The organism is Sediminihaliea albiluteola (assembly GCF_014077625.1).
In the GTDB taxonomy this organism is placed as follows: Bacteria; Pseudomonadota; Gammaproteobacteria; order Pseudomonadales; family Halieaceae; genus Sediminihaliea; species Sediminihaliea albiluteola.
On sequence record NZ_JACFXU010000013.1, the window covers coordinates 159,986 to 173,547 of the forward strand.

At 52.1% G+C, this 13,562-nt stretch carries 13 protein-coding genes; 7 read left to right on the forward strand and 6 right to left on the reverse strand.

The genetic code is table 11. From position 1 onward, the window contains the following. Positions 1-304: 304 nt before the first annotated feature. The 3 genes from H2508_RS01835 to H2508_RS01845 all read left to right on the forward strand — a co-directional run bounded on the left by H2508_RS01835 (position 305) and on the right by H2508_RS01845 (position 5,501). Positions 305-1,372, forward strand: coding sequence for an efflux RND transporter periplasmic adaptor subunit (locus H2508_RS01835; RefSeq protein ID WP_182168703.1), 1,068 nt, complete (start codon positions 305-307; stop codon positions 1,370-1,372). Next, positions 1,372-4,485, forward strand: a complete 3,114-nt coding sequence (locus H2508_RS01840; protein ID WP_182168704.1) for an efflux RND transporter permease subunit — start codon at positions 1,372-1,374, stop codon at positions 4,483-4,485. The genes H2508_RS01835 and H2508_RS01840 overlap by 1 nt, the downstream gene beginning before the upstream one ends. Positions 4,486-4,655: 170 nt before the next feature. Next, positions 4,656-5,501 (forward strand): M90 family metallopeptidase, encoded by an 846-nt coding sequence (locus H2508_RS01845; RefSeq protein ID WP_220463552.1) that lies wholly within the window; start codon positions 4,656-4,658, stop codon positions 5,499-5,501. 96 nt (positions 5,502-5,597) lie between these two features. Here the strand turns inward: H2508_RS01845 and H2508_RS01850 are convergent, their stop codons facing one another. From H2508_RS01850 to H2508_RS01875, 6 genes are all read right to left on the reverse strand, one after another. Further along, complete coding sequence (locus tag H2508_RS01850) at positions 5,598-6,353, reverse strand: SIMPL domain-containing protein (protein WP_182168705.1); 756 nt, start codon at positions 6,351-6,353, stop codon at positions 5,598-5,600. Next, the gene (locus tag H2508_RS01855) at positions 6,350-6,529 is read right to left on the reverse strand and encodes a PLDc N-terminal domain-containing protein (protein ID WP_182168706.1); all 180 of its coding nucleotides are present in this window, start codon (positions 6,527-6,529) and stop codon (positions 6,350-6,352) included. Before H2508_RS01855 ends, H2508_RS01850 begins: the two co-directional genes overlap by 4 nt. Before the next feature lie 222 nt (positions 6,530-6,751). Beyond that, positions 6,752-7,162, reverse strand: a complete 411-nt coding sequence (gene arfB / locus H2508_RS01860; RefSeq protein WP_182168707.1) for an alternative ribosome rescue aminoacyl-tRNA hydrolase ArfB — start codon at positions 7,160-7,162, stop codon at positions 6,752-6,754. A 15-nt stretch (positions 7,163-7,177) separates the two neighbouring features. Continuing rightward, entirely contained in the window at positions 7,178-8,386 is a 1,209-nt protein-coding gene (locus H2508_RS01865) for a magnesium transporter (protein ID WP_328799283.1), read from the reverse strand. Between the two features lie 61 nt (positions 8,387-8,447). Next, a complete protein-coding gene (locus tag H2508_RS01870) occupies positions 8,448-9,143 on the reverse strand; it encodes a type II secretion system protein GspG (RefSeq protein WP_182168708.1) in 696 nt (231 codons plus the stop codon). Between the two features lie 83 nt (positions 9,144-9,226). Further along, positions 9,227-9,676, reverse strand: a complete 450-nt coding sequence (locus H2508_RS01875) for a DUF2721 domain-containing protein (RefSeq protein WP_182168709.1) — start codon at positions 9,674-9,676, stop codon at positions 9,227-9,229. 331 nt (positions 9,677-10,007) lie between these two features. On the opposite strand from H2508_RS01875, the gene H2508_RS01880 reads away from it, so the two are divergent. The 4 genes from H2508_RS01880 to H2508_RS01895 are packed head-to-tail and all read left to right on the forward strand — an operon-like array spanning position 10,008 to position 13,557. Beyond that, positions 10,008-10,346 (forward strand): YegP family protein, encoded by a 339-nt coding sequence (locus H2508_RS01880; RefSeq protein ID WP_182168710.1) that lies wholly within the window; start codon positions 10,008-10,010, stop codon positions 10,344-10,346. A gap of 36 nt (positions 10,347-10,382) precedes the next feature. Beyond that, complete coding sequence (locus H2508_RS01885; RefSeq protein ID WP_182168711.1) at positions 10,383-11,033, forward strand: ATP-dependent zinc protease family protein; 651 nt, start codon at positions 10,383-10,385, stop codon at positions 11,031-11,033. A gap of 11 nt (positions 11,034-11,044) precedes the next feature. Then, positions 11,045-12,571, forward strand: coding sequence for an inactive transglutaminase family protein (locus tag H2508_RS01890; RefSeq protein ID WP_182168712.1), 1,527 nt, complete (start codon positions 11,045-11,047; stop codon positions 12,569-12,571). Then, positions 12,568-13,557: an alpha-L-glutamate ligase-like protein gene (locus H2508_RS01895; protein ID WP_182168713.1), complete on the forward strand. Its 990-nt coding sequence runs from the start codon at positions 12,568-12,570 to the stop codon at positions 13,555-13,557. The genes H2508_RS01890 and H2508_RS01895 overlap by 4 nt, the downstream gene beginning before the upstream one ends. Positions 13,558-13,562 lie beyond the last annotated feature (5 nt).

Below are 13,562 nucleotides of genomic sequence, written 5' to 3' on the forward strand. Positions count from 1 at the left end.
CCTCCGTGCCACTTCCTTGACTTTTTATGGGCTTTTGAGCGATTTACTAGTGGCCAAGGTGCTTGAAATGCTTGGGAAGCTCTGTCTGTGCTGTCAGAACTCCATGGCATTGGTTTTGTTTACTGAACTTTAATGTTATCTGTCACCGCTCTGTGAAACACTGTGTGGGCGGCATAGTCTAAGCAAGGCTTGGCAGGTCCTAACGTACAGCTCTGGTTTTACTAACTGTAGTGGCGGGGCAGGTGTGAGTAGGGGCTAAACTCTCACTGGCTGAACCTATAACGCGATACGAATCAGGATAGGCATGAAAAAAGCTGTTACGGTTGTAGTTCTTCTACTTATTGTCACTGCACTGGCTTGGCCCAAGGTGGCACCCTTACTCAATCAAGAAGCTGTTGCTGAGACAGCTCCCAGTGTAGAAAGGCAGTTGCCTGCTGTGGAAACCCTCAGGCTTGAGCCCGCAGCTTTTGAAAGCAAGCTCACTTTCAATGGTTCATTGGTGGCTGATAATGCCATTGACCTTAAGAGTGAACTGCGCGGAAAAATTACCCAGATTGCTTTTGAGGATGGCCAGCGGGTTGATGCCGGTGATCTTATCGTCAAAATCGATTCCGGCGAGCTAGCCGCAGAACTGAGCTCTATTCGGGAGCAGTTGGCCCTTGCCACCACTAATGCCGAACGCCTAAAAAGTTTATTTGCTTCCGGTTCTGTGACTGCTAGTGAGCACGACGACGCGCTTAGTCGCCAAGAGGTGCTCAAGGCGGAACAGCGACGCTTATCACTGCGCTTGGAAAAATCGAGTATTGTGGCTCCCTTTGCCGGTACATTGGGCTTGCGTGAGGTGAGTCTAGGGGATCTGATAGAAGCCGATACCCTTATTACGACTTTGCAAACTGTCGATAAATTGAAAGTGGACTTCAATGTACCAGAGCGTTATCAAACCCAGCTGCAGGTAGGCACTCCGGTGACGGTTTGGGTTGCTGGCCACGAAGAGCCTTTCAAGGCAGTGGTTAGAGCCCTCAGTCCCCGGGTGGATACCACTACTCGCACGGTACGGGTGCGAGCAGATGTAGCCCAAGATGCACGCCAACTACGCCCCGGTAATTATGCCCGTGTTGAATTAGTCAGTCGCGATGAGGCCGCCCTCTTGGTGCCCAGTGTCGCGGTCTTGCAGAGCCTTGAGGCAGTGTCGGTATTCACTGTGCGCGATGGTGTGGTAGTGCGAAAAGAAGTGACGACGGGTTTGCGCAGTGCTAATCAAGTGCAGATTCTACAGGGCCTAAAAGCCGGTGAAGAGGTGATTACATCGGGCGTGCAAAGTGTGCGAGAAGGCCAGCGTGTAAAAGTTCTTAATGTGGTTGACCTCGGCTGATGAGACTTCATGAATTAAGTATTCAGCGGCCGGTGTTGGCCGTTGTCATGTCTATTGTCATTATTGTGTTTGGCATAATTGGCCTGCGCGAGCTCCCGGTAAGGGAGTTTCCACAGGCTGAGCGCCCCATGGTTTGGGTGCAAGCTGCTTACCCTGGTGCCAATGCGACGGTGATGGAAAATCAGGTCACCGAGCGACTAGAGCAGCAAATCAACTCAGTGTCTGGCATCCGCACCATGAATGGCATCAGTCGCGAAGGCTTGAGTACGGTTTCTGTTGAGTTTGAGCTGGGTGATGACATTGATCGCGCAGCGAACGATGTTCGCGACAGGGTGGCTGCAGCCATGCGTCAACTGCCCGATGCCGCCGAGGCACCGACAGTATCTAAAGCGGATGCCGATGGCGACCCCATTATTTTTCTCAACGTGCGCAGTGATCAGCGCAGCCTGCTAGAGCTGAGCGCCCTAGCGGATAACTTGTTTAAATCGCGCTTAGAGACAATCAGCGGTGTTGGGCAGGTTGAAATTTGGGGTTATAAAGAGTTTTCCATGCGCTTGCGTATTGACCCCGATGCCCTAGCAGCTCACGGCTTGACCGCAATCGATGTGCGCCAGGCTTTCCGCGCTGCTAACGTGGAGTTGCCCACGGGCCGAATTGAGGGCGATACGGTTGATCTTAATATCCGCACCTTGAGCCGCTTGGGCGATGATCCCGAGGACTTTAACCAGCGAGTGATCAAGCGTGACGGCGATCGTTTGGTTCGATTTCAAGATGTTGGTTTTGCCGAGTTGGCGCCACTCAATGAACGCACGGTATTGCGGCGCGATGGAGTGACCATGGTGGGCTTGGTGCTGAGACCACAAAGTGGCGCCAACCAAATTGAAATTGCCGATGAGTTTTATCGCCGCCTAGAGCTGATCAAGCGCGACTTGCCGGCCGATGTGGATGTCTCGATAGGTTTTGATACCAGTGACTTTATTCGTGACAGTATCAAAGAGGTAGTACAGACACTGGTCGTGGCGCTATTGCTGGTGTGTCTGACTATTTTTATGTTTCTGCGCGAATGGCGCACCACCCTGATTCCTATTGTAACGATCCCAATAGCGCTCACAGGTACCTTCTTTGTCCTCCATATTGCGGGCTTTTCGATTAACGTCCTGACTTTATTGGGCTTGGTGCTGGCCATCGGCTTAGTGGTGGATGACGCCATTGTGGTCGTCGAAAATATTTACAAGCGAATCGAAAGTGGCGAAGACCCTGAGAAAGCGGGCGTTGAGGGTGTTAAAGAGATTTTCTTCGCCATCATCGCTACTACTCTTGCCTTGGTTGCTGTATTTACGCCGCTGATCTTTTTGGGCGGATTAACCGGTGTGCTGTTCAGAGAGTTCGGTGTCACTTTGGCTGCAGCGGTAGTTATCTCTTCTTTTGTGGCGCTGAGTTTGGCGCCCATGCTCTGTAGTAAGTTCCTTAAAAACCGCAGTGTGCAACCAGCATTTTATCGTGCTACTGAGCCGATGTTTCAGGGCATGGCTGATCGTTATCGCTCTTCATTACAGGGCTTTTTAGCGCGTCCGTGGCTGGCACCGCTGGTGCTTTTACTTTGTTTAGGTGTACTGACTGTACTTTACCGCAGCCTGCCAGAAGAGCTGGCTCCCCTAGAAGATCGCAGCATGTTGGTAATGCAGGCGAAAGGGCCGCAAGGGGCTGGTTATGATTACATGTACGAGGCAATGGGCGAGCTCGATAGGGTGGTAAGGGAGGCGATCCCCGAGGACTTTGAAGCGATAATAACTGTGACATCGCCGGGCTTTGGCTCTTCGACTACGACTAATACGGGTTTCTCACGGATTATTCTAAAGCCTGCCAACACACGGGATGCGACCCAGAATGAGTTGGCAGAGCGAGTTGCAGAAGCGGTTTCAAACGTCACTGGCGTGCAAGCTTATGTGCGTCAACCGGCCACAATCAATACCGGCTCGCGGGGCTTGCCGGTACAGTTTGTGGTTCAAAATACAGATCTTGAGAAGGTGCGGGATATGATCCCCCGTTTTCTGGAGGCTGCCCGTGAACATCCCGCCTTTGCCTTTGTCGATGTCAATATGCTCTTTAATCAGCCTGAGTTAGTGCTGGATATTGATCGTGAGCGCGCCGATGCTACAGGTGTGTCGGTACAGGAAATCGCCGACATCGTACAGGCCTCGCTCAGTGGTCAGCGCTATGGCTATTTCATGCGTGAGGGTGAGCAGTACGAGATTATTGGTCAGTTTGTCCGTGAGGGGCGCGATGACCCTGCCGATCTGTCCCGCTTAGCAGTGCGTTCAACAGAGGGCGAACTCATTCCCGTGGACAACTTTATCACCCCGCGTGAAGAGGCTTCTGCTCCAGTACTTTATCGTTTCAACCGCTACGCTGCGGCGACTTTCTCGGCCAACTTAGCGCCGGGTGTATCGCTAGGGGAGGGTATCGAAGCGATGCGAGAAGTGGCGGATCAGGTATTGGATGAAAGCTTTAACACCGAGCTGGCAGGGCAGTCACGTGAGTTTTCCGAAACCGGTAGTAGCCTGCTGTTTGTCTTTGTGCTGGCACTGCTGTTGATCTATTTGGTGCTTTCGGCACAGTTTGAGAGCTTCCGCGATCCTTTGTCGATTATGCTAACGGTGCCAATGGCACTCACCGGTGGCCTGATAGCCCTGTGGTATTTTGGCCAGACACTCAATATATTTTCACAAATTGGCCTCATCATGCTGGTCGGCCTTGTCACTAAGAATGGCATTTTGATTGTTGAATTTGCCAATCAGCGCCGAGCAGCCGGCTTGTCTATCGCTGATGCGGTAGAAGAAGCCGCCGCAGCGCGGTTTCGGCCAATTTTGATGACCACCCTCTCTACCGTACTAGGGACATTGCCCATCGCGTTGGCTTTAGGGGCAGGTGCTCAGAGTCGGGTGCCGCTTGGCCTGGCGGTGATTGGGGGCATGTTATTCGGCTCGCTGTTATCGCTCTATGTGGTCCCCGCGGCTTACCGTGTTATCGCATCAAAACGCTCTAAGTCCAGTGCTCTATCGGCTGTTGAAACAGCCCCGGAGCCCAAAGCGCTAGACCTACCTAGCAACTAATTAAAACCGCCAAATTTGCTTGGCATTGCTAAGCTGCATACAGTGCAGAGTGAGCGTATCGCTCTGTACTCCTAGCCATATACAAACCTGAACTAGGCCCTTGGGCTTATGCCGGATAATAGTATGGCTCGGTGACAGACTAACTTGGCTATTAAGAGGTGCTTCTGTCGATGTCGATTTTGTTGTGGATAATCTTGGTTGCCCTGGGCAGTGCGCTGGCTTATGCATTTTTAGTGTGGTTGCCACGCAGGCGTTTAGACAAAGCGCTACAAGCCCCATTCCCCAGTGATTGGATGCTGTATCTACAGCGCTCGCCGGTCTACAAAGTGCTGCCATCCTCATTGCAGTTGGAGCTGCAGCAAAAGATTAAGCATTTTTTGCATACTAAGCGCTTTGTCGGTTGCGATGGCTTGCAGGTCAGCGATGAAATGCGTGTCACTATTGCCGCTGAGGCTTGCCTGTTAATCCTTAATCGACCTAGTACACAGTTTAGGAAGCTGCGCTGGATCTATATTTTTCCAAGCCAATTCCGCAGCAAGCAAGCCCAGAGGAATGAGTACGGCGTGGTTTCAAAGCCAGCGGGAAGCCTGCTGGGTGTGTCTTGGTCTAATGGACGTATCGTGCTGGCTTGGGACAGTGTACAACGCGGTGTCAGCTCGGCAGACGATGGCTCCAATGTGGTGCTGCATGAGTTTGCTCATCAACTAGATCAGGAAGATGGCTCCGCAGATGGCGCGCCTCTGCTTTATGATCGCGCGTCTTATAAGCAGTGGTCAGAGGTATTGGGCCGAGAGTTCAATGCTTTGCGCGAAGCCCTTGAGCGGGGAGAGCAAACTCTGATCAATCCCTATGGGGCCACTAATCCCGCTGAGTTTTTTGCGGTAATTACTGAACTCTTTTTTGAACGCCCCGCTCAGTTTCATGATACACACCCTGAGTTGTTCAATACCCTCTTGGCTTACTATCGGATCGACCCGCAGAATTGGCAGCCCTCAGAATCCAGTATCTCTACTTGAGGGTCTGCTTTGAACTTCGCTTGTCGCAAGGTTGATGAGTTATGCCATTGCAGATGCCGACATGAGCATTTAGGCGGACTCTGAGGCTGGGATCAATTACTGCTCAATGGCCACAGTGATGTTAACTTGTACCCTATAGCTGTTTTCACCTGAGGCGACTGGTACCGAGCTCGATGCATCAGACATAGCCCTTTCGGCGCGCATCATCATGGGCCGGGGAATTGCTTGATGGGAGCTCTCAGTGATCTCCAGTATATTGCCCAGCTTTACTTCAGCAGCTTCAGCCAGGGTTTTCGCACGACTTAAAGCGTCCTTGACGGCAGCTCGGCGGGCTTGCTCAATAGCCGCGCTTGGGTCCTCGTTAGTGAAGCTAATGTGACCGCCCTCGTTAACGCCAAGCTGTACAGATCTGTCTAAGATCGCGCCTACTTTACTCAGATCACGCAGCCGTACGCTGAGGGTGTTTTTAACGCTGTAGGCAATGATCCTCGGGCTTTGACCACTTTCCCTATCGCCTTTTGTGGGGTAGTGATACTGTGGTTGAATAGCAAAGCCGCTGGTTTGCAGGTCGCGCTCTTCGATGTCTTCATCGCGCATCGCCTGCAGCACACTAGTCATAGCCCGAGAGTTTTCCGCTAGAGCTTCTTTGGCGGTGGTAGCTTCTCGCGTCACAGTGAGTGTCAGCATGGCCATATCGGGTTTCAAGCTTGCTTGCCCTTCGCCTGTGACGTATATGCGCGGTGTTGGATCATCACTCGCCTGTACAGCAAAGGGATTCAGTAGCAGAACAGCGACTATCGCTAAGAGGCACTGTATCCTTTGCTGGATGGAGCATTTTCGGCTGTGTTTCATCCGCGAGGCCCTAAAAAGAACCAGAGAATCAAGCCTAGTACCGGCAATAGCAGAATAGCGACAATCCATACAACCTTCTTAATAGTTGTGGCGTTTGATTGAATAACGTTAATGATCGCCCAGATATCAGCGATCAGAATCAATAAGCCGAGTACACCTGAAACTTGTATATTCATAAATATTTAGTCCTAGTCTGGCCTTAGTCATTAAGGCATGGTGGTGAATAATATTTACCACATGCCGTTCGTACTGTAATGCACGGCAACGTTAATCTCAGAGTGCATTAAATCCTTCGACAAGCACTTTCTACTATAGTTGCTGTTGTTATATCTACAAGTATTAGTTTGCACTCCAAGCCTGCTGTTAACTTTTAGCGAGTGACATGAGTGCTGGCAGGGTCACTCTACTTTCCCGCGTAGTAATTTGATTCTGCCGCGGTGAGTTTTACTGTCCATGCGCCGTTGCTTAGAGCCATAAGTGGGGCGGGTAGGGCGCCGCTTTACTGGAACATGGTCGGCTTCACGAATGATTGCTGCTAGCCGATCCAGGGCGTCCGCGCGGTTTTTTTCTTGAGTGCGGTGGCGCTGGGCCTTAATGATAACCACGCCTTCTTTGCTAATTCTCTGGTCAGTTTTTTGCAGTAAGCGGGATTTTAATTCTGCCGGTAGGGACGAGGCTGGGATGTCGAAACGAAGGTGAATAGCTGAGGCAACTTTATTCACGTTTTGGCCACCCGCTCCTTGAGCGCGGATTGCCGTGAGCTCGATCTCCTCGGCTTTTAGGCTGAGGCTGGGGGAAATGCGCAACATCAATAATCGCTCCTGCTAAAGTACCATTGCGGTGGCTAGAAAGAGCATCAGACCCATACCGAGAATATCCGTGAAGGTGGTCAGGAAAATACTGCTGGCCATGGCGGGGTCAGCGCCGAAGCGTCTCAAGGTCAATGGTACCAGCACCCCGAAAACACCGCTGCCCATACAGGCACCTACCATGGCAATTAAAATGCTTAGCCCCAGCATCAAAGGTTGGCCCGCATCAGTCATAGTGGCGTATACCCACATTGCTGCGGCGGCCACGAGTCCAACGAAAAAGCCGTTCATTGCGCCAAGTGTCAGTTCTTTGCGCAGTAGGCGCTTGACCGGAAACTCGGCCAGTTCACCCAGAGTCATACCTCGCAAGGTAATGGCCAGAGCTTGGCAGCCGGTATTGCCGCTTTGACCAGCCAATACCGGCAAAAATACTGCCAGTGCCACTATTTGGGCGATGGTATCCTCAAAAATACCGACCACCAAAGCGGCGCAAAAGGCGGTCAGCAAGTTCACTTGTAACCAGGGGTGGCGCATGCGAAAAGCTTGAAAAATTGATGTGCCGAGGCGCTCTTCTCGGTCGACACCGACCATGCTGCCGCTCTGTGCGCTCAGCTCCGTGGCCATGGATTCAAACAACTGCCAGCCATACACCATGCCCAGTAGTTTATTGTCCTCATCGGTCACCGGGTATAAGCGATGACGGTGTTCAAGAGCGGCCCGTATAGCTTGCGAGAGAGGGCTGTCTGGGGACAGACAGAAGGGCTCGCGGGTCATGATGTCGGCGAGGGTCTGCCCCGGCCGTCCCAGCAGTAGGTCGCGCATGGCCACCACGCCGAGTAGGTGCCGCTCGTCGTCCACCACATAAATATAGGTAATCCCATTCACTGGGTCAGTGTGTACTAAGCGATCCAAGGCGCCGGCTACTGTCGTATCTGGGCCCATGACGCCGAAAGGTTCAAGCAGCAGATCCGCTACCGAACCCTCGACTTGTTTAGATGCCTCAGCACTGTCCTCTTGCTGACTGACTTCCTGCTCGCTAGGACTGCCCGCTGGCAGTATGAATTCCATCAGGGCTGCTAGCTCGGAAGCCTTAGTTGCCGGCAACTGATCGAGAACCGCTTGGGCAATATGCTTGGGCTCTGCTCTGAGCCGATTAGCTGCTTCGCCGCTGGGCAGCTGCTCTATGCTGTCACGCAGTTGCGCAACTTCGCTGTTTTCAGTCACTTTGCTCTCCACTGCGCATTTAACGAGACTCTACAGCACATTGCCCGATCTTAATGCGATTTTAGTGATCAGCTAAGTCTAGCAGCAGCTGCAAGTAGGGAATGAGTTCAGTGCCAATATCCGTGGCCTCTTTGCTGCCGCCTTCTGCGCCATCCGCACCCAAACTGCGTAAGGTGAAGGGGCTTTTTACACCAGCCCATACTGGACCTTGATAGTCATAGGGCTGCTGCCAAGGATCTTTAGGGATGTTCTTGAGATAGCCGCCTTCAGGATAATTGCCTAGGCCAAGGCGTTCTTTGGGTTGCTCTGTTAGCGCTTTGAGACCTTGGTCGCTCGTTGGGTACGCGCTGTGGTCAGCATAGTATTGTTCTAGAGTGGTCGCTAGCGAGCTGAGGTCGCTGATCAGCTTTTCGATCTGTGCACTGTCGTGGGTGGCTAGGCTGATACCTAAGCGTTCCTCGATAACTTTGGCCGGTTCCTCTGAGCAGTAAATGGCGAGATCGCTAGAATTTGGCGAGCTGTTGAGCACTCCTCCACGGTAGACATAGCGCTTGGTACCAGAGGATTCGCCCCATTTATCGCGCTGCTTGAACTGGCCGCATACTGCGCCGTGAGCAAAGCTTTGATCGGCAATGAATTCGATGTCGGCTGTGCCACTTAGGGATTCCAAAATCGCCTTGTGGGCGTCTTGGACTGGATCACTGCAGGCAGAGAGGAAAAGCAGTGAGGCCGAAACAATAGATAAACGCAGTAACATAAGTAACTCCGGAGCTGTCTTAGGGTAGTTGGAGATGGGGCACTATAAGCTGCTTTACAGGCTTGTCCTAGTCCTAGTCCTAGTTAGTCGGTGAATTCTCTGCCCACATGTAATAGCCTGGTGGCTAGGTGTACCTCTTTAATGAATAGCAGCAGTGCGAAGATCAGTAATACTAGGGCGAGCATAAATAGCACAATAATCGGCTCAGCAAGACGCAAGTCCCAAAAATCACCGACAAACAGACTGACGACCACGGTACAGACCATCAGGCCGGATGCTGTACACATGCCGATTGCCCAGTTAATCAGTTTTACCCGCCGCCACAGTGTGCGTAACTCAATGCGTGTCATCGACAGGCGCGGCTCGTCTGCAATGCCAGCACTCATTCGTCGTTCGACAATTCGGGCTCGGTCAATAATACGGCTCAACCGGCCTGACATGACATTGAGAAAGCCCGCAATACCGGTGAGTAAAAATACCGGGGCAACCGCCATTTGAATGACGCCGGCCAATGCTTCAATAGAACTATTCATAATTATTCTCAAATGACATGCCAACTGAGCGCAGTAATCTGGCGTGAGGCTTCCGCAGTTGTAAGTTGTTGTTAGTTTAATTAAAGGGCAAATAAGCCATAGTGCTCGAAGTATAAGCTGCGTCTGCAATTCAACCAAGAGCTCAGCGGGCTACTTAGAATTTTCTGACTGCCGTAGATGAATACGAGCTCAAGGCCTAGAAAGGTGCCTGTAAACTGCTGACAGTTGCCGGAGACTTAGCTATTCTGTGGCTGGGATCGTTTTTGGCGGATTGCTCGATTTAAGTAGTGGCCGCCCTATACGAATCAATAACAACAAATGGAGATAGATCATGGCAGGAAAATTTGAGCTCAAGCAGGGTGATAGTGGTAAGTACAGCTTTAATCTTAAATCAGGTAATGGGCAGGTCATTTTGACCAGCCAGACCTACACCAGTAAGTCTGGTGCCCTGAATGGTATTGAATCAGTCCGGAAAAACAGTCAAGACGATGCACGCTTTGAGCGCAAAGTGGCTAAGGATGACTCGCCATTTTTTGTCCTAAATGCAAGCAATGGGCAAGTGATTGGTAAAAGCCAAATGTATAGTGGTGATGCCGCTATGGAAAATGGCATTGAGTCAGTAAAAAAGAACGCGCCTGAGGCTGCACTTGTCGATACCACGGCAGAGTAAGAAGTACAGCGGTAATTTGAAATAGAAGGGGTAAAAATGGTCAAGCGGCGGGTGGCGCTGGTTGCGGTGTTTACTTTACTGGCGCTAGCCGGTTGTAGTGTTGTACCTGAGCTTGAGCCGGTCAGCGAGCAGGTGGCTCCACTGTGCCCACCGGTTCCGGTGCAGGAATGTGCAGTCTGTGAAGCCAAAGCTTGTCCCGCCACGGTCGTGGTGGAGCGGGTTGTGGAAAAGCCGGTACCTGCAGCAGTGGCTTTGCCAACGACCGCGGGTGAGTTGAATTTGCCAATTATTGGTGCTGTTGAGTGGGCCACTGTAGAGCCCCCTGGGCTGCGCTTGGAGGCCCGTATTGATACCGGCACTGAGACCACTACAATGCTTGTCGCTAATATCCGTCAGCTAGAAAAAGATGGTAAGCGCTACGTGCTGTTTGATCTCAGGGATCCTGAGAGCGGTGATAGTGTAGAAGTTGAAAGCGCTTTGCAGCGCAAAACAGTGCTCAAGCGAAGTACAGGGCCTAATCAGACTCGCTATGTGGTGAGCCTGTGGGTCTCAATAGGGGAGCATCGCTCTCTGATCGATGTAAGCCTGACTGAGCGCCACGATGACGACTACGCCCTAATAATCGGCCGGAACTTTCTCACAGATGTGGCTATCGTCGATGTCAGCCGGCGTCACCAATTAAATTAGAGCCTTAAGCTATGATGCACCCTCGCGTTCAGATCGGCCTAGTGGCAACGCTGTTAATTGCCTTTGGTATAGGCTTGACTCTATACAAGGCCACTCGCTTAGGCCTGCCACTGTTGCCCGGTGAATCCCGAGAAGTGTGGACGATTGAGTCCAAAATTAGCTTTAAGCCCTCCTCAGGCCCCGTGGATATTGAACTCAAGTTACCCCAATCACTGGGTGGCTGGGTCACGCTGGAAGAACATTTTGCTTCTTCAGGCTTTGGCTTTTCGGTGGAGGATGTCGGTAGCGGTCGCTCCGCAGCGCGCTGGACGCGCCAGTCACTGGATCATCCCACAACTTTGTACTACAAAATTCAGGCTTATAGGGCTAACGAAGATGCATTGCCAGAGTATCCTACCCGCGTCGATAGCCCGCCGCGATTAAAAGCCGATCAGCTTGCTGCAATGGAGCGATTAGTAGAAGTGCTAAAGGAGCGCTCCACTGGGCCTGAAAGCTTAGTAAAGCTGATGATTCAGCAGCTCAATCGCGATGATCCAGATCCAGACGCTGAGTTTCTGATGGGTAGCTATAGTGGCACCCGTGACTCACTCATGTTGGATGTGATGTCTTTTGCTGAGATCCCAGCGCACTTAGTGCGCGGCGTGCAGCTGCAGGACGGTCGCCGCAGGCAGCAGTTGAGCTCATTGCTGGAGATCTACGATGGTGATCGCTGGCTGGTGTTCAATCCGGATACTGGCAGCATGGGCCTACCGGACGATTTTTATGTTTGGCAGCGCGGCCCCGGTGCGGTATTGCGTGTGGTTGGGGCGCGGGATTCACGTTTAGAGTTCGCTTTGGTGAACAACCGTTTGCCAGCTAAGACCGTGGTGTCGATGGAGCAGCAAAGCGAGAACTTTGCCCTTTTAGACTTTTCTATCTATGCACTACCGGTGGAGCAGCAGGGCATTTTTAAAGGCTTGCTATTGATACCGGTCGCCGCTTTCGTGGTGGTCGTGTTGCGCTTGCTGGTGGGCATTAAAACCTCCGGTACCTTTATGCCGGTACTAATCGCACTAGCATTCTTACAGACCACACTGTGGGTCGGTTTGGCTATTTTCCTAGTGATCGTGAGCGTGGGTTTGTGGATTCGCTCCTGGCTATCGCACCTTAACTTATTGTTAGTGGCTAGAGTATCTGCGGTTGTCATCGTAGTGATTTTGTTAATGGCGGCCATGGCGGTGCTTAGCTACAGGTTGGGGCTGGATCAGGCTCTGACGGTTACTTTCTTCCCCATCATCATTTTGGCTTGGACGGTGGAGCGCATGTCCATCCTGTGGGAGGAAGAGGGCGGCCGCGAGGTCTTGATGCAAGGTGGTGGCAGTTTGATAGTGGCAGTGCTGGCCTATCTGGTGATGTCGATAGGGGTGGTGGCGCATTTGACCTTCAACTTCCCAGAGCTTCTACTCAGTTTACTAGGGCTCGTCTTGCTGCTGGGTAAATACACCGGCTATCGCCTCTCTGAACTGTATCGCTTTCGCGAGCTGGTGAACCAGAAGTGATTAAGCTGATTTCACCCCGCACCCTGCGCAAGTTGGGGATACTCGGCATGAACCGACGAAATGTCGGTTATATCGGCCGCTATAATCCTCGCAAAAATTTCCGCTTGGTCGACAACAAACTGTTCACAAAGACTGCTGCACTAGATCTCGGTATCCCCACGCCTGAGCTCTATGGCGTGATTGACCATCAGTTCCAGGTCAAGCGCATGGTGGCAGAGTTACTGGATCGAGAGAGCTTTGTGATGAAGCCGGTGCAGGGCAGCGGTGGCAAAGGCATTTTGGTAATTGTCGGGCGTCAGGGAAATGATTTCTTAAAGCCCTCGGGAGCTGTGGTAGGTATCGATGGCTTGCAGCGTCACGCCTCTAATATTTTGGCTGGCTTGCACAGCCTCGGGGGCCGCAATGACCAGGCCATGATCGAGGCACTGCTTGATTTTGATCCGATGATGGCGCAGTACAGTCACGAAGGTGTGCCGGATATTCGAGTGATTGTGTTTCGTGGGGTACCAGTAATGGCCATGATCCGCTGTGCCACGCATGCTTCAGACGGCAAGGCGAACCTTCATCAAGGCGCCGTAGGGGTGGGCATCGATATTGGCTCTGGTGCTAGTGTGGCAGCGGTTCAGAACGGTAAGCTGGTGACTAGGCATCCAGATACTGGCGCCAGCTTTGAAAAGCTGAAATTACCGCATTGGCAGAAAATTCTAGAGCTGGCATCCGGCTGCGCAGACATGTGTGGCTTGGGTTATCTGGGCGCCGACATCGTCCTTGATCGGCAACATGGCCCGATGTTATTGGAGTTAAATGCTCGGCCGGGGCTGTCGATTCAGGTGGCTAATCAAGAAGGTTTGATCAAGCGCTTGCAGATAGCTAATGAAATCGCTGATCAAGCCGCCGATGCTGCCGAGCGCATCTCTATGGCCCGGCACGAATTCAACGTAGCTAATATGGTGCCACTCGCTGAGCAGGCGGCCGCGCTGAGCTAAAGATC